The organism is Pseudomonas sp. Ma2-10, from assembly GCF_054330215.1.
In genome coordinates this window covers 31,593-48,160 of sequence record NZ_JBTEYL010000034.1, presented here as the reverse complement: position 1 = coordinate 48,160, position 16,568 = coordinate 31,593, and the positions used below count along the sequence as shown (strand labels likewise).

Genomic DNA, 16,568 nt, shown 5'->3' with positions numbered 1-16,568 from the left:
GCGGATAAGGATTCCCAGGGGACGAAGACGGGTTCGCTGGAGTCTTCGGGCATGAAGCAGACTTCGCGGCGTTGGCGGTTGAAGCGGGTGGGGATGATGGCGGCGCGTTTGTTGTGATAGTGGAGCCAAGTGAAGAAGAGGATGGCTAGAGCAGAGAAGCCGGTAACTAAGGCATATCCATAGATGGCGAAGAATAAATCAATGACAAATTCCCATGTGTATGCGAAGTCATATCCGAAGATAAGGCCCATACAGCCAATTGCTGGCGGGATTAGGAACGCGATCATGAAGGCACCACTGAGCGGTAATCCTAATATGACCTGCCATGAAAACACCTGGGGCGATCCCAAGCCAAAATCCATAAACACCTCATTCAGATCCCCGATATGCGGACCGTGCGGGGGTAGCGCTGTCGGCAGGGGCAACGGCGCGAGATAGGTAGTTCTTCCGCTTGGAAACGGCTCAACATCTCCGGCTTTTCGAGGTTGCTCAAGCTGCGGCACGGGCATCGGGCTATCAAGGTTGTTGGGCATGGTCAGCCAACTCCAGCAGATGGGTTTCAACCAGCAACATGGGCGGATGCTCGGTAACGGATTGAGGGGCCAACGCCGGAAAGCGGCCGTCACCCCGAGGGTTCAGGCGAATGACCCGAATGCGCGAATCCCACGCGCCCTTGGCGTTCAAGGTCTGGATGCAGACGGCCAACTCCAGCGTTTCGGACGCCGGGGTAAATTCAGAGTCAGGATCCACGGGATACTGCAGGCATAACACCAGACGATCGGGTCCTGTTTGCACGATGCGCAGGCTGTTTGCGACTTCCTCACTGATGACGTCCTTGCGCTCGCGCGGCGTGCCACGGCTGTGGAGGGGAACGGAAAGACGGTGGGCGCCGATTCCCAGGCGATGAGCTGGTTGTCCACTCAACGGTGGCTGGAAATCGCTGAGCTTGAGCCTTGGCAGCACCAAGTGAATGTCGCTGGGCTTGGCTTCTAGCAGCACGTTATTCAGCCACGAGTCATGCTCATTTGGGCCAAGTTGCGCGTACGGGGCATTCAGCAAATAGGCCAGATAACTTTGATATTCATCCAGGGTATGGTCGCCACGCTCGTCGGTGTCCAGGCTCCATGGCGTGGCTTTGAGCCATTTGTCATGGGCGCTGATGTTGTAACGGTTGTACAGCCAGGTTCCGCCCAGTTCCAAAATGGTGAACAGGGCACCGGCCAGGTTGAACCGGAAGAATACGGTGGATAACCTTGTCCCCGCAGCGGCCCAGGCGGCGGTTCTTGCGGCGCTGTTTTTTGCGACCAACACGTTAAACGCGGCACGACCGGTGTGACTCAAACCATAGGCATTGACGGTCGTCATGCCGGCCGCCCCCGCTGTCGCGAGCGCTGCACTATTCTGCGCAGCAGCATTCCCGCTACGCGTCGCCTGTTGCCAATTCTGGTGATGATTGATGAGGCTGACCATTGAAGACGCAAAGCCTAAAACGTAGGTAAAGCCACCCAACCCAATATGCAGCTTCCCCATCTGCACATGTACATTCAGCAACGCATGGTGTTGAAGACCCGCGACGAGTACAGCGCTACGTGCCTTCAACGCCGTATCAGCCAGACTTTGCGCCGCGGTGAATCCCGCCGCTCCTGTCGCAAAACTCGCAGCAATCAACGGTTCCAACTTACGTTTGTCTCGTGATTGGTTAAACGTTTCCCTCATGACCGAAACCAAATTCACCCCCTGCACCAAAAACACCAACAACCCCATCCCTTCACTCCGAATCAACTTCGCATTCGGCACCGAGCTAACCCCCAGCCGAATATCCTTCAACAAACTCCGCACCTCCAACTGCTGCGCCGGCGGAAACACCACTGTCACCCCCGCCCGAGCCGGTGTCGCGCCGTACAGCCGAACTGACTGATCCGGCAGTTCCGCAATCGGACTCAGCGCTCCGGCCAACCGGCCTTCCAGTTGCGTCAACTGCGCGCGCACCCGAACGATCTCGCCCTGCAATTCCACCGCCCGTGGTGTCTTGTGCCCTTGGCGGTTTTTGTTGTGAGTGAGTTGATTGCGTTCGCGAGTCAGGGTTTTCAGGTAATCGCGCTCCCTGAGCAGTTCCTTGAGGTTGGTTTGCAGCGCCGCATGTTCCGTCGGGCTGGCAACAGTAAAGGTCACCCCGGTAGTTTTCGCCGCATCGAGTATCCGCCCCGACAAGGCTTTGGGCAGGCGCCGGAACAGTTCGTCGAGGTCGGGGATCTTCTCTGCCGACAGGTCAAACCCTTCCAGCGCCCGGCTCAGGCCCAGGTTCAACGCCGGGCTGAGGCTGTGCTGGGCCGCGTCGGCAACCGCGCGGGTGTGCTCGGGCAGATCGTCGAGGGCCGGCAGATGCGGCTGTTCGATTTTCTGTAATTCGCCCAACCAGTGCGGCAGGTTGTTGAACACCCCCATGCCGGCGTTGAACAACGTGGCGTATTGCGCGGCCCGTTCCGGTTGCAGGCGCAGGGGCAAGGTGTAGAACAGTGGTCGGGTCAGTTCGGGGTGTTTCTCCAGATAACCGAGAAGGGTTTCGCTGGCGTGGTCACTGCGGCAGATGTCCTTGAGGCAGGCGTATTCGGCGGTGAAGGCCTGGTGGAGTTGCTGTTGATCCTGCGCGTCGTAGTACCAGGCCGAACGATGGAACCGACCGGCACCCACCAGCATCGTGCGGTCGGCGGTGATGCGTTCGAGCAAGCGGTTCCAGCGACCAAGGTCGTCTCGATGCTGAAACAGCGCGCTGTCCATGGCCGGACGGTCGATGAAGTCGTTGACCCCACGTTTGCCACTGAAGCTGGAGCCCTCGAGTACATCGACGATGCGTTTGTTTTGCTTCTGGCCGAGTTTTATCAAGGTATCGAGGTGACGTTCGACGAAATCACCGGGGGCGACCTTGAAATGTTGGCGAGTGTAGTAACGGTGGTCTGCCTCGTCACTGGCGCGGCTGTGGGCGGTGAAGTCGGGTGTAGCGCCCTGGTACTTGGCGAATTTGAACGCTTCTGCATGCGCTTCTTTGCGCGCTTGCTCCAGTTCCGGAGGTACGGGAGCGTCCAGTGACTCGACCTTACCGCCCTTGTTCAGGTAGTCGAGCAAAGCTTTGCGAGTGTGTTCCCGATCCGGTTCGGGCAACTGCTCCAGATCGGCGAACAGGACCTTGACCGGAGGATCGTCGCTGGCGTCGGCCAGGTTGCCGACATCCGCCGGACTGAGCTGGCTCAGGGACTCGATGTAACACGCCAGCAGGTAATCACGTTCGTTGTGGTCGGCGTTGCTCCAGTCGTCGACCCAGCCGACCACGGTGTCTTGATACTCGGCCAGATCGCGCAATACGCCGAGATCGTCGTGCATCACGAGAAACAGCGTGTCGTCTTGATAAGCCGGGCGCACCCGCCCGAGAAACTCGCCGATGTGCGCCTCGCGAAAGCGCGGAGGCTTTTCCCATAAATAGGGTTTACGTTCGTGCTCGGGGGCATCGCTGACGTGCACCGTTGGCAATAGAACGGCGTCCGGCGGCGACTCGGTTTCCTGCTCTTCGCGGTCTTTTGCGACGAGTGCCTGCTGGGCCGGAACAGTGGCAATCTCCGCTAGCCACTGCTCGCCCTGCTTGACCGTCAGTAGATGCTCGCCACCGGTTTGGCAATGCACCGGGCCGAGGTCGACGGCCTGCATGAAGTGCTCGCGTTCCTCGCGGCTGTCGAGCACTTGCGCGCATTTGGCCGCCGTCCACTGCACTTCGGCGAAGGTCACATGCAGGGTGCTGCGTCGCGAAAACACCAGCGCCGGACGCTCCTCGATGGGCATGCGCTGATCGCTGTCGACCGTGGCGCCCTGGTGCAGCAGGCCGCTGACCAACCCGTCGCGCACTTGGTACTCATACAATTCACCGGTAACGCTGTCGATGACATACAACCAACCATCGCGCAGCATGCGAATGCCCATCGGGCGGGTCGTCAGGGCGTACGGCAGCTTCAGTTCGGCACTCGGGTCGAGGGGCTTTTCCACCAGTCCGTAACGCAAGGGCAACAGTTGCACGTGGGTTTGGCGCAAGGGGCAGGCACCCAGAGAGCCGATGGGGGATTTGGATGCCGCCGCTGCGGCGAGGTTGGCGGGTGATGTCATGGGTGGCCTCGTTGGCTGGCCCACTGGTGGGCGCGGTCAGCGGCCAGCGCCACACGCTCGCCGGGGGATTGCAGTGATGGCGAATGCAACAACCGGTTGATCTGCGGATGCTGGTCGAACGCTGTGCCGTCCAGCCAGGCCATGACGTTGGCGTAATAAAACAACTCGGACTGGCTGCTCAAACCCAGCGCGCTGGCGGCAGCCTCCAGTTGTTCCAGCATTGGCCAGCGTTCGGCCACGGTTTTGCTGCCATGGCGTTCGGCGAAGTGCGCGAGCAGATGAGCGTCGAGTTCGAGCAATACGCGGCGCCGATCAGCGTGGTCCAGCGCCGCATTCTGTTCAGCGCTCAGGCGATAGGGCGTCGGCAGGTCAGGACGCTCGGACGACCGGGGTTGGTGGCGATGCCAATTCGCGCCGACGTTATCGGCCGTTACCACACAGGACAGTGGACCAAACAAACACTGATCGCCGCTGCCGAACAGGGCACGCGCCACGGCGGCATCGGCCAGTCGCAAAATCACCGGCAGGCCCTCTGGCAACTCAACCGTCAGCAATTTGCGCAAGTGTTGAGCGACGTCATGCGCAGGCTCGGGGCTGAACAACAGCACGCCCGACTCTTCATGCGCCTGTTGCCGATAGAACTGAACAATCGGCTCGTCAGGTTGTTGAACGGCCACTAAGAGCGGTGAGATATCCCGCAGCGCGGTGAAGGACGGGCAGTCATACAGCGCGATGGCGTTGGCGCCGGGGCTCAACTGTTTCAAGCGATCCGGCAAATCGCTCAGAGTCGCGCCGTCGAGCAACACAAAAGCCTGTTGCTCGTTCCAGGGCAGGTCGGCAGGTAAAGAGATCGAGAGGTTCATGCTTGGGCGGCCTCGCAAATCAGGCAGCGCGAGGCGCGGGTTGAAATCAGCGCATGGCGTTGCTGTACCGCGTCGAACGTCACTTTCAGCAAGGGCAAGGCGCCCGGTATCAGGGGCTCGGCGGGTAGACCCACGCCCGGGGCACCGCCGACTAGAATCGGCACGCTGCTGAAAATGCCTTCCGGCCCCAGCGTCAGCCAATGACCGCCAGCCTGGACTGACAGGCGGGCTCCGCCATCGATGACGACTTGCTGCCCGGCGCTCAGGTGAAGGTGCTGGGTGGCATTGAGCAGGTGATTGGTGGTTCGGACGTGGCGGTCGCCGTGAACCAACAGATGATCGTCCTGCTTGAGTTCCGTCAGGCGGTTGCCGTGGGTCAGGTGATGTTCTTCACCGCGCAGGTCGTGGCTCGCAACCCCGCCGATGACCACGGTGCGTTGGTTATCGACTTGAAGGCGTTCGTCGTTGAGAACGTGCTGGACAAAGTCGCGCTGGGCACGCAGGGCAATTTCCTCGGCGCCTTTCCTGTCCTCGATGCGCAATTCGTTGTAACCGCCGCCACCGGGACTGCTCTGGCTGCGGAAAATGCTGCGGCTGTGCTCGGCCGGCAGAGCCAGCGGTACGGGAGTTGAGGCGTTGGGCTGACAGCTGAGGACGAAGGGTTTGTCGGGATCGCCATCGGTGAACCCCACCAACACTTCCATGCCGACCCGGGGGACCATCACGCTGCCATAGCGGTCATGAGCCCAGCCGGTAGCGACCCGCAGCCAGCAGCTCGATTGTTCGTTGTGCTGACCGTCACGGTCCCAGAGCAGTTGAACCTTTACTCGGCCGTACTCGTCGCAGTAGATCTCTTCACCGGGCGGACCGGTGACGACCGCATGCTGGTTGCCCGTCATTTTGGGTTTGGGGTGTTTAACGGCCGGTCGGAATATCACGTCCCAAGGTATGGCGACGAAGTGGTTGCGGTAACCCTGAGTGAAACCATCCGCCAGGCTGACGTCGGTGATCGACTCTTCCAGCACTTGGGGCTGTAAGCCAACATGCTCGATCTCAGTCAACAACCACAGGCCATTGCGGTCAGCGCGTGGGTGTTCCGTCATCTCGAGGAAATGGCCGCTGCGCATCGCACTTTCGTCACTACGCCCATCGGCTCGCTGGTAATCGGCGCGGTGACGTTCCAGGGCTCGATTGGCCAGATGTTTACCGCGCTCGCGATGAGTGAACTGGCCTGGGAAACCATAATCCTCAAGGTGCGGCAGCAGCGGATTTTTGGCCTCGCTGTCGAGTGACAGTCGCGGTTTCTCGAAGTCGTAATCACGACGGCTAACGTGGGTCGGGCGGGTTTCCAGTCGCAGCTTGAAACGGTCGATCACCGGCGTTTCGGCGACCATGCCACTGCCTGGCCTGTACGCGGTTGACTGGGAGGGTTGCGAAAAGCTGGTTTGATCGTCGCCGAACACCAGCACATGCCCATCGGGGCTGTGCTCGAAATGAAAGTGCAGTCCTTCTTCCTCGCACAACCTTTGCAGGAAGTGCAGGTCAGCCTCGTACTGCACGCAATAGAGCCGTGGCCGGTACTCTGCGCTTAGTTGGAAACGCCAGGTATCGGACTGCATTCCTTGGTCTATCAGAACTTGTTCAATGATCTGCGGCACGCTCAGGTGCTGAAAAATACGCTGATTGTGGCAGTGAGTGAGGTAGGCGAGTTGAGGCGCCAGGGTGATTTGATAGTGGGTCAGGCGTTTGCCCGAGGCACCTTGGGCGATTCGATAGACATGGCCATGAAGGCCGGAATTGTCAGGGCCGAACGTCAGAAATGCCGGGCGATGCAGCAGCGACTCGAGATCGAGATCGGGACGCTCGCTGACCAGTTCGAGTGTGACTTCGTAGGGCTGGTTAAGCGCTTCCTTGGCGCGGAACTCGAGCACCTGAAGGTCGTGGGGAAAACCTTCAATGTCGAGTTTGAAAACGACCTGCTTGGCATCGCTGAGCATCCACGTGTCCCTGTGTCTATTTGAAGGCACGGGACTTTGCGTGGATCTGCCCATTGGCGCAGTCAGACGGTTCGATATTTAGCGTAGGACGCGTCCGTTAATCCGGATTGAGGGGCGACACGTCCCTTCGCCACAGGTAAGGCGCCCGGCTTCATAAGGTGAATACCCGACCAAAACCATCTGCCTTTCTTGATCGCCATCAAGCAGGTTTCAACCCTTCGCTTCCTATCATGGATGGGCCTAGCAAAGAGGAAGCGACCATGTCAGACACCTTCACCAAAGGCATGGCCAGGAATATTTATTTTGGGGGAAGCATCTTCTTCTTCCTGATATTCCTGGCTTTGACCTATCACACGGAACAGACCTTTCCAGAGCGTAGCAATGAAGCGCTGTTAACCAAATCAGTCGAGCGCGGCAAGTTGGTCTGGGAGCAAAACAATTGCATCGGCTGCCACACGCTATTAGGCGAGGGCGCCTACTTTGCGCCTGAACTGGGCAACGTGTTCCAGCGACGCGGCGGGGAGGCGGGCTTCAAACCCTTTCTGCATGCCTGGATGAAAATGCAGCCACTGGGCGTACCGGGCCGACGCGCGATGCCGCAGTTCAAGTTGAGTGACCAGGAGGTGGATGACATCGCCGAGTTCCTCAAATGGAGCTCAAAAATCAACACCAATGGCTGGCCGCCAAACAAGGAGGGCTAAGCAATGAACATTGCTAATCCGCATCTGAAATTCGCCTCGCAAGCCGTGGCCAAACCGTACTTCGTGTTCGCCCTGATCCTTTTTCTCGGCCAGGTGGTGTTCGGTTTGATCATGGGTCTGCAATACGTGATAGGGGACTTTCTGTTCCCGATCATTCCCTTCAACGTGGCGCGGATGGTGCACACCAACCTGCTGATCGTCTGGCTGTTGTTTGGGTTCATGGGTGCCGCCTACTACCTGATTCCGGAAGAGGCCGACCGCGAGCTGCACAGTCCGAAACTGGCGATCATCCTGTTCTGGGTCTTCGCCGCCGCTGGCGTGTTGACGATCCTGGGATATCTGCTGGTGCCGTATGCCGGCCTGGCCAGACTGACCCACAACGAGCTGCTGCCGACCATGGGTCGGGAGTTCCTGGAGCAGCCGACCATCACCAAGATGGGCATTGTGGTGGTGTGCCTGGGCTTCCTCTACAACATCGGCATGACCCTGCTCAAAGGTCGCAAGACCACCGTCAGCATGGTCATGATGACCGGGCTGATCGGCCTTGCGGTGTTCTTCCTGTTCTCCTTCTACAACCCCGGCAACCTGGCCCGCGACAAGTTCTACTGGTGGTGGGTGGTGCATCTTTGGGTGGAAGGCGTGTGGGAACTGATCATGGGTTCGATGCTCGCTTTCGTCCTGATCAAGATTACCGGTGTCGACCGGGAAGTCGTGGAGAAATGGCTCTATGTGATCATCGCCATGGCGTTGATAACGGGGATCATCGGTACCGGTCACCACTTCTTCTGGATTGGTGCTCCCGAGGTCTGGTTGTGGGTCGGTTCAATCTTCTCGGCACTCGAACCGCTACCGTTCCTGGCCATGGTGATCTTCGCCTTCAGCATGGTGAAGAACCGTCGCCGGCAACACCCGAACCGCGCAGCCACGCTGTGGGCCAAGGGAACCGTGGTAACCGCCTTCTTCGGCGCTGGCGTCTGGGGCTTTTTGCATACCCTGGCACCGGTCAACTTCTATACCCATGGTTCGCAACTGACGGCGGCGCACGGCCACCTGGCTTTCTACGGTGCTTACGCGATGATCGTGATGACCTTGATCAGCTACGCCATGCCACGGCTGCGCGGATTGGGTGAAGCCGCTGATGAGCGCGCGCAGACGCTCGAAATCTGGGGCTTCTGGTTGATGACGCTGTCGATGGTGATGATCACGCTGTTCCTCACTGCGGCCGGTGTCGTACAGGTGTACCTGCAACGCTGGCAGGTTGATGGCGTCGCGTTGCCATTCATGGCCACGGTCGAGCATTTGCAGGTGCTGTTCTGGGCCCGTTTGGGTGCCGGTCTCGGGTTCTTCGCCGGGCTTGCGTGTTACCTGTTCAGCTTCAAGCAACGTGGCCGCGCAGCCTTGCGCGCCCCGGCTGCTGTTGTCCCTTCATGAGCCGGTGTAACGGCTAGAAAAGGTCGGCCCGGCTGATACAGCGGGCCGTTTTTTTGCTTTACAAAAAGGGCAAATACCATGGCCTTTACCGTCGAATTGGAAGAGTGGGTGGGCAGCGTCTGGCATCGCTTCATCACCCGGCGCGCCAGCCCGGACTTCCCCGAAGCACGGGTCGAACTGGCCAGCCAGCAACGACCGCTGGCGTTGTTGTTTCGCGCCATGGGTGGCGCCAATGGCGTCGGCGTGGAAGCCGCCAGCGACCGCGATCTGCTGCTGCGGCGCAACGTGCTGCAGCAGATCGCCGGCACCTGCAAACAAGTGCCCTTGGCGTGGTGTGACGAGACGAATCTTCGTCTGCCGTCGAGCCTCGCGGTGTTTCCTGAAGTCGCACTGAACGAGGAGCTCTATCGTTGGCTCGCATTGCTGGCGGCCCAGGCTGGCCAGATGCGGCACTGGGGGCGGGACAATCAACGCTGGACGCAACAGCTGTTGCGGCGCTATCCCGCGTTGCGTGCCCGGTACAAACGCTTGGTCGATGCCCATCTGCAATTGCGCCCGGATCCGGCAACCTTGAACCGCGCCGAAGCTGCGCTGGAACGGGCGTTATGCCAGGCGTTGCGCGAGCCAGGCAGTGTCGAACATTTCCCTCGCAGCGAAAGGGCCGCCTGGCCGCTGCCACTGTGGTTGTACCCGCCGCAAAACCTCGCGAGCCCGCAGGCTGCCGATCTTGGGGACGAGTCGCAAGAGACTCTGACGACCCCGCCCGGTGAGCAGAAAGGCGCCAGCAAACGCGCCAAGCGGATCGATGAGGGCAGCCGCGACGGCGGGTTGTTAATCGTGCGCCTGGAGAACCTGTTCAGCTGGACCGAACACGTGGACCTGGATCGCTGGTCAGACGACAGCGAGGACCCGGACGCGGCCAGAGTCGCCGAGGACCTGGACGAATTGAGCCTATCGCGCACACGTCTGCGCAAGGGGGGAGGCCTCAAGCTGCACCTGGATTTGCCGCCCGCCGATGTCGACGATATTCCCCTGGGCGAGGGCATCAAGTTACCGGAATGGGACTATCGCAAACAGCAGATGCAGGACGCCTTCGTCAATGTGCAAATGATGGTGCCCCGCGACTGCGAGGCACAGCCACTGCCGCCACGGCTGAAGGCTTCGGCGCACCGCCTGCGCCGCCAGTTCGAGCACCTGCGCAATGACCGCCAATGGCTACGCCAACAACCCCAAGGGTCTGAACTGGACATGCAGGCCTGGCTGGATTTTCACGTTGAACGCGAGCATGGCCAGTGTGCGCAACGAGGTTTGTTCATGGAACAACGGCAGACGCGTCGCGACCTCGCGTGCCTGTTGCTGGCCGATGTGTCGATGTCCACCGACGCGCACTTGAACGATGAGCATCGGGTGATTGACGTCATCCGCGACAGTCTGCTGCTGTTCGGTGAAACCCTGTCGGTGCTGGGTGATGATTTCGCCTTGTATGGGTTTTCTTCGCTGCGTCGCCATCAAGTGCGCATGCAAGAACTCAAGTCCTTCACCCAGCGCTATGACGACAACACCCGCGGTCGCATTCAAGGGCTCAAACCGGGTTATTACACCCGCATGGGCGCCGCCATCCGCCAGGCCACCCAACTGCTGGGCAAGAGCCAACGACGCAGCAAACTGTTGCTGCTGCTGACGGATGGCAAACCGAATGATCTGGATCTGTATGAGGGCCGGTACGGCGTTGAAGACACTCGCGAAGCAGTGCTGGAGGCGCGACGTCAGGGATTGACGCCGTTCTGTATCACCATTGATCGTGAAGCCGGGGACTATCTGCCTTACATGTTCGGCGCCAATGGCTACACCTTGATCCGCCAGCCCGAGCAATTACCCCTGCGCTTGCCGCAGTTGTATCGGCAGTTGACTCAGCGTTGAACCCGGGATTGAGAAACGCAGCATCAACTGATGCTGCGTGGCAGCCAGAAAAACATCGTCACGCAGAAGATCGTCAGACCGATGCAAAACCACGTGAATCGGCGCAACCGACGTTGCGCCGCGTGTGCGGCCAATGCCGGCAGGGGCATGCCGCATTGGCGGCACTCGGTTTCTTGTGAGGGATTGGCGTGTTGGCAATACAAACAGACGGGCATGGCACTCACTCGAACTGTTCCAGACGCAGACGATCGAGAATGGCGATCTGGCGGCCGTCCTGGGTGATGATTTTTTCATCGATCAGGCGACGGATGATCCGCGAAAAGGTTTCCGGCTGGATCGACAGATGTCCGGCAATCAGTTGTTTGGCCATTGGCAGTTCGAATTGGCTGTCAACGGTCTGCTGGCGCACCAGTTGCGTCAGCAGATAGCGCACGACCCGGTGGGTGGCGTTTTTCAGGGACAGGGTTTCGATTTCGTTGACCCGTTGGTGCAGGCGAACGCAGAGCTTGCCGAGCAGCGCAAAGGTCAGCCGGCTATTGCTCTGCAGCAGGCGCATGTAGGTGTTGTTGGATAACCGATAGAGCTGAGTCGGGCAGATCGCTTCGGCTGAGGCCACATAGTTCGGGGTGTCCATCAGCATCATCGCCTCGGCGAAGGTTTGCCGATCGCTGATTACCTCAAACACTTTCTCCTGCCCATCCGGTGTCAGGCGGTAAATTTTTACCGCCCCGGCAATGATGAAATAAAACGAGTCTGCCGGCTCACCCTGGCGGAACAACGGTTCGCCTTTGTCGATGCTCAACAAGTGGCTGGTACTCATCAGTTCATCCAGCTGTTCTTCGTTCAACGGCTCGAACAAATGATGACTGCGCAGAATCTGGTGATGGACGCGATGAAGCACCATAAAAATTCATCCTAAGGAGTGAGGAGGGGATAGCGATCTAGTCAAACGAGGCCCAGCGAGACGCCGCTGGCCAACGCCAGAACCGAGGTCAACACCACAAACCAGGCCAACGGCTGGATGACTTTTTTCATGACGACTCCTGGGGATCGAGAGGGATCAAAGGTTCTTTGATTCCAATAGCTTGAGCAAAACGCGGGCCATGCCTGGAAGTCTTTGTTTATTGGGGATGTCTGACGCGAGGGTAAAAAAGACCATGATGTTTAGGGTTTAAAAAACCCTCAAAGGGTCATTTGTACCCTGGATGGCTCTCCGCGGCGGCACGCGAGGCTTGTTACGGGCGCGGATCAGCATCGGGGCACGCCCCTTGCACACTTGATCTGCGACAAAGGCAATTGATCGCTAATACGCGATGATTGCCCCCGGACTTACCTTGACGCGTGCGGGTTTGCGTCAGGTCAGCAGCAAGGTAAAGGAGTGGCTTTATGCAAGTGCTTGACCGCCGTAAAGCGATGGCCATCGCGCCACTGTTACGTTTGGCCTTTCGGCCATTTTTCCTCGCCGGCTGCCTGCTGGCAGTGCTGGCCATTCCGCTCTGGCTGGCCGCCTTCAGTGGTGCGCTTTCCGGTTGGCAACCGGCGGGTGGCTGGCTGGGCTGGCATCGGCACGAATTGTTGTTCGGGTTCGGCTTGGCGATCATCGCGGGCTTTCTGCTGACGGCGGTGCAGACCTGGACCGGTCGTCCCGGCATCAGCGGGCAACCACTGGCCGCGCTGGCGTTGCTGTGGTTGTTGGCGCGTGTGGCGTGGCTGGTGAATGCACCGTGGCCGGTGCTTGCGGTGCTGGAATTGGCGTTCCCGCTGGCGGTGGCCGCGCTTATGGGTTTCACCTTGTGGAAGGTGCGCCAGAAACGTAACTACCCGATTGCATTGGTGTTGCTGTTGTTAGCGGCGGCCGATGGGTTGTCCCTGTACGGCCTGGTCGAAGGTCATGAAGGCTGGCAGCGTCAAGGCGTGCTGACCGGTCTCTGGCTGGTGGCGGCGATGATGGGTTTGATCGGTGGGCGCGTCATACCGTTCTTCATCCAGCGTGGTCTCGGCAAGGTCGATGGTGTTGCCCCCTGGCCTTGGCTGGATTGGCTGCTGCTGATTGGCTCACCGCTGGTGGCGTTGTTATATGCCGCAGGACCTGCGCTTGCCCCCAATCTCTGGGTCGGCCTGTTGTTCGCCGCGTTGGCCGCCGGGCATCTGGTGCGCCTGGTTCGCTGGCATGATCGCGCCCTCTGGCGCGTGCCGTTGCTGTGGTCGTTGTACCTGGCTTATGCCTGGTTGGCGGTGGCCTGTCTCGCCATGGCGCTGTGGCATTTCGGTGTGCCGATTAACCCGAGTCTGGCGGTGCATGGCCTGACGATCGGCGCCATGGGCGGCCTGGTGTTGGCGATGATTGCGCGGGTCAGCCTGGGGCATACCGGCCGCGCGCTGGAGCCTCCGTCGGGCATGACTCTGGCGTTTATTTTGCTCAACCTGGCCTGTCTGAGCCGGGTCGTGTTGATCCTGTTCTTTCCCCTGCCTGCGTTGTGGCTGGCCGGTGTGTGTTGGGCGCTGGCGTTTGCGCTGTACGCCTGGCGCTACGGGCCGATGCTGCTGCGGGCCCGGGTGGACGGTCATCCGGGCTAAGCACGTGAACTGATGGAGGCTGGCGGTGTTATATCCCTTTTTACTGGTCACCCACTTGCTGGCGGCGATTGCCTTCATCGGCACGCTGTTTTTTGAAGTGGTGATCTGGCACCGCGCCCGCCAGCAGTTGGCGGACGGCGCGCAAACAACCGCAGATCAAGCGATCGCAGTGCGTTCGCGCAAGGTGCTGCATGGCGTGGTGTTGCTGTTGTATGGCGCCGGCATCAGTCTGGCGTGGCAGCACCGTGGGGTATTGAGTCAGCCGCTGGCGAGTAGTTTTGGCACGTTGCTGAGCCTGAAGATCATCCTGGCCCTGAGCATCATCGGCCATTATTTTTTGCTGGCGTACTGGCTGAAAAGCGCACGACTGACCGCAACCCGCGCCCGCTGGATTCGCCGCAGCATCCTCGGGCACATGGTGTTGATCGTGATCCTGGCCAAGGCCATGTTCTATTGGCACGGTTGATCGCCCGCCGTCGCTGACAGACAAAACCCGCGTCAGCCGGTGGGCTGGCGCGGGTCGGGTGTGAGCGGCAATCGATCAATGACGACGGTTCAAGGCGTTAACAAACAACACGTTGTTTTCCAGATGGATGTGTTGCATCAGGTCATCACGAAACTCCAGCAGCCCACGATAGAGGGCACGCCAGGTGTTACAGGCATCGGCCGGTGGGGTGATGTTGTTGGTCAATGCGAGCAGCCTCTCCAATGCTTCGCCATGTTGATCATGTTCAAAGCGCAGCACCTGGATCGGCGGCGCGGCCTGAGGGCCGATGCCCTGTTGCAGCATCGGGAAGAGCACTTGTTCTTCCTTGAGCATGTGGCCTTCGAGTTCTTGTTGCATGTCGGTCAGCAGATCGGCCAGGCCGTTGGGGCAGCTGCTGCGCGCACCATGGACCTGCTCGACGCGACGGGCCAGGCGGATCAGTTCCGGCAGTTGCTCGCGATGGCGGGCGTGGTAACGGGCCAGAAGATGGGCGATTAACAGCTCCGACGGCTCGTTGCGCCAGTCGTGTTGGGTTTCGCCGGTGTCTTGCAGCCGGTGCAGCGCATCGGCGATCAGGAGTGGATCGAGGTCTTTGCCAACGGCCGCTTCGCGCAGGCTTTTATGTCCGCCACAACAGAAGTCCAGTTTGAAGGTGTGAAAAATCCGCGTGGCGCCGGGAATGTCGCACGCCAGTTGGCCGAGGCTTTGTTCCAGTAGGGTCAGGCTCATCAGGGGGTCCTTGTTTGGATTTCAACGGTTCCCCAGGCTCATTGCATCCGGCATGCCATATTTAACGTATTGAAAAATATGACTTAATTTTTTGTTGTGGTGATAGACACCCGGACGCTTTAGGGTGAATCCAACCATAAAGGGTAATAACTACCATGCTGCGTGAAAGCCTGGCGGCCGACCTGATTGTCGAGTTGCCCAATGCTGTGCGGTTGCAACGACTGGTCCAGACCCTGCGCGAGTACTTCAACAGTGGCGCCGTGGGATTGCTGCGTCTGGATGACGACAGCTTGAGGCCGGTCGCGACGGTGGGGCTGGTGCATGAAGCGTTGGGCCGCCGGTTTGTCATCGCCCAGCATCCGCGGCTGGCGGCGATCATGGCGTCGCGCGAGCCCACCTGGTTCGAGCCCGACAGCCGCTTGCCGGACCCCTATGACGGCTTGCTCGACGGCCACGTCGGCGAACCGCTGCCGGTGCACGACTGCATGGGCGTGAGCCTGTATGTGGAGGGGCGGATCTGGGGCGCGATCACCCTCGATGCACTGCACGCCGGGACCTTCGACAGCCGTGCGCGGGAAGAACTCAAGCGCTGCACCTTGCAGATCGAAGCGGCTGTGCGAGTTACCCGGCTTGAGCAGGAGAACCGCAGCCTGCGCTTGTCCCGCAGCGATATTCAAGGCGTGCGGCGGCCAGCTGATGAAGGCGAAATCCTCGGGCAGAGTGAGGTGCTGCATCAGTTGCTCAATGAACTGGACGTACTGGCCGATTCCGAGCTGCCGGTGTTGCTGCTGGGCGAGACCGGCGTCGGCAAAGAGCTGTTCGCCCGACGCTTGCATCGTCTGTCGCGTCGCAGTCATAAGCCGCTGGTGCAGGTCAACTGCGCCGCGTTGCCGGAGTCTCTGGCAGAGAGTGAATTGTTCGGCCATGTCAAAGGCGCGTTTTCCGGCGCCACCAGTGACCGTGCCGGACGTTTCGATGCGGCCAACGGTGGCACGCTGTTTCTCGACGAAGTCGGTGAGTTGCCGCTGGCCGTGCAAGCGAAGTTGCTGCGCACCCTGCAGAACGGCGAGATCCAGCGCCTCGGCGCGGACAAGCCGTTGCATGTCGATGTGAGAATCATCGCCGCGACCAACCGGCACCTGCCGGACAGCATCCGCGACGGCTTGTTTCGGGCCGATCTGTATCACCGGCTCTCGGTGTACCCGGTGCCGATTCCGCCGCTGCGCGAGCGGGGTAACGATGTGTTGATGCTGGCCGGGCATTTCCTTGAACTCAATCGGACGCGGCTCGGTCTGCGTGGTTTGCGTTTGTCGCCGGCGGCTGAGCGAGCGCTGCTGACGTACATCTGGCCGGGCAACGTGCGCGAGCTGGAACATGTGATCAGCCGAGCGGCATTAAAGCAGCTCAGTCGCGGCACGAGTCGCACCCTGATCATGACGCTGGAGCCCGAGATTCTTGACCTCGACAGTGCCATGGGCGGGCAGGGCGCGGTCGTCGAAAGTCCCCTGGACGTGACGGCTGATGAGCCGTTCCAGCCCCTGGGCGAAGCGGTCGACGATTACCAACGCAAGAAAATTCTCCAGGCCTTGAGCCTGTCCGGGGAAAACTGGGCCAGCGCTGCGCGAATTCTGGAAGTCGATCCCAGCAACCTGCACAAACTGGCGCGGCGTCTGCGCCTCAAATAAGGCTGGGCGTGCTCAGTGTTGATGGTGGT

At 60.0% G+C, this 16,568-nt stretch carries 12 protein-coding genes and 1 pseudogene; 6 read left to right on the top strand and 7 right to left on the bottom strand.

Features of this window, described 5'->3' with window-relative positions; translation table 11 throughout:
• The 4 genes and pseudogenes from ACXPVS_RS25660 to ACXPVS_RS25645 form a co-directional block, all read right to left on the bottom strand.
• A pseudogene (locus tag ACXPVS_RS25660) lies at positions 1-533 on the bottom strand (hypothetical protein); the annotation flags it as partial.
• Positions 517-4,149 carry a toxin VasX gene (locus ACXPVS_RS25655; protein WP_458512396.1) on the bottom strand — a complete coding sequence of 1,211 codons (3,633 nt, stop codon included), beginning with the start codon at positions 4,147-4,149 and terminating at the stop codon, positions 517-519. The gene ACXPVS_RS25655 and the pseudogene ACXPVS_RS25660, both read right to left, overlap by 17 nt.
• Positions 4,146-5,012, bottom strand: coding sequence for a DUF4123 domain-containing protein (locus ACXPVS_RS25650; RefSeq protein ID WP_458512395.1), 867 nt, complete (start codon positions 5,010-5,012; stop codon positions 4,146-4,148). Before ACXPVS_RS25650 ends, ACXPVS_RS25655 begins: the two co-directional genes overlap by 4 nt.
• Positions 5,009-7,009 (bottom strand): type VI secretion system Vgr family protein, encoded by a 2,001-nt coding sequence (locus ACXPVS_RS25645; protein ID WP_458512394.1) that lies wholly within the window; start codon positions 7,007-7,009, stop codon positions 5,009-5,011. Before ACXPVS_RS25645 ends, ACXPVS_RS25650 begins: the two co-directional genes overlap by 4 nt.
• Positions 7,010-7,269: 260 nt before the next feature.
• Here ACXPVS_RS25645 and ACXPVS_RS25640 point away from each other — a divergent pair, with 260 nt between their 5' ends.
• The 3 genes from ACXPVS_RS25640 (at position 7,270) to ACXPVS_RS25630 (ending at position 11,061) form a co-directional block, all read left to right on the top strand.
• Entirely contained in the window at positions 7,270-7,710 is a 441-nt protein-coding gene (locus ACXPVS_RS25640) for a c-type cytochrome (RefSeq protein ID WP_458512398.1), read from the top strand.
• A 3-nt stretch (positions 7,711-7,713) separates the two neighbouring features.
• Positions 7,714-9,141 carry a cbb3-type cytochrome c oxidase subunit I gene (locus tag ACXPVS_RS25635; RefSeq protein ID WP_458512393.1) on the top strand — a complete coding sequence of 476 codons (1,428 nt, stop codon included), beginning with the start codon at positions 7,714-7,716 and terminating at the stop codon, positions 9,139-9,141.
• Positions 9,142-9,219: 78 nt separating this feature from the next.
• The gene (locus ACXPVS_RS25630; RefSeq protein WP_458512392.1) at positions 9,220-11,061 is read left to right on the top strand and encodes a VWA domain-containing protein; all 1,842 of its coding nucleotides are present in this window, start codon (positions 9,220-9,222) and stop codon (positions 11,059-11,061) included.
• 23 nt (positions 11,062-11,084) lie between these two features.
• Here the strand turns inward: ACXPVS_RS25630 and ACXPVS_RS25625 are convergent, their stop codons facing one another.
• Complete coding sequence (locus ACXPVS_RS25625; protein WP_458512397.1) at positions 11,085-11,276, bottom strand: protein DnrP; 192 nt, start codon at positions 11,274-11,276, stop codon at positions 11,085-11,087.
• A 5-nt stretch (positions 11,277-11,281) separates the two neighbouring features.
• Complete coding sequence (locus ACXPVS_RS25620) at positions 11,282-11,965, bottom strand: Crp/Fnr family transcriptional regulator (RefSeq protein WP_046052668.1); 684 nt, start codon at positions 11,963-11,965, stop codon at positions 11,282-11,284.
• A 482-nt stretch (positions 11,966-12,447) separates the two neighbouring features.
• On the opposite strand from ACXPVS_RS25620, the gene ACXPVS_RS25615 reads away from it, so the two are divergent.
• Positions 12,448-13,638 (top strand): NnrS family protein, encoded by a 1,191-nt coding sequence (locus tag ACXPVS_RS25615; protein WP_458512391.1) that lies wholly within the window; start codon positions 12,448-12,450, stop codon positions 13,636-13,638.
• A gap of 25 nt (positions 13,639-13,663) precedes the next feature.
• Entirely contained in the window at positions 13,664-14,104 is a 441-nt protein-coding gene (locus ACXPVS_RS25610; RefSeq protein WP_458512390.1) for a CopD family copper resistance protein, read from the top strand.
• 75 nt (positions 14,105-14,179) lie between these two features.
• Here the strand turns inward: ACXPVS_RS25610 and ytfE are convergent, their stop codons facing one another.
• Positions 14,180-14,854: an iron-sulfur cluster repair protein YtfE gene (gene ytfE / locus ACXPVS_RS25605; protein WP_458512389.1), complete on the bottom strand. Its 675-nt coding sequence runs from the start codon at positions 14,852-14,854 to the stop codon at positions 14,180-14,182.
• 155 nt (positions 14,855-15,009) lie between these two features.
• Between ytfE and norR the strand changes: the two genes are divergently transcribed.
• Positions 15,010-16,539 (top strand): nitric oxide reductase transcriptional regulator NorR, encoded by a 1,530-nt coding sequence (gene norR, locus ACXPVS_RS25600; protein ID WP_458512388.1) that lies wholly within the window; start codon positions 15,010-15,012, stop codon positions 16,537-16,539.
• The last annotated feature ends 29 nt before the right edge of the window (positions 16,540-16,568 follow it).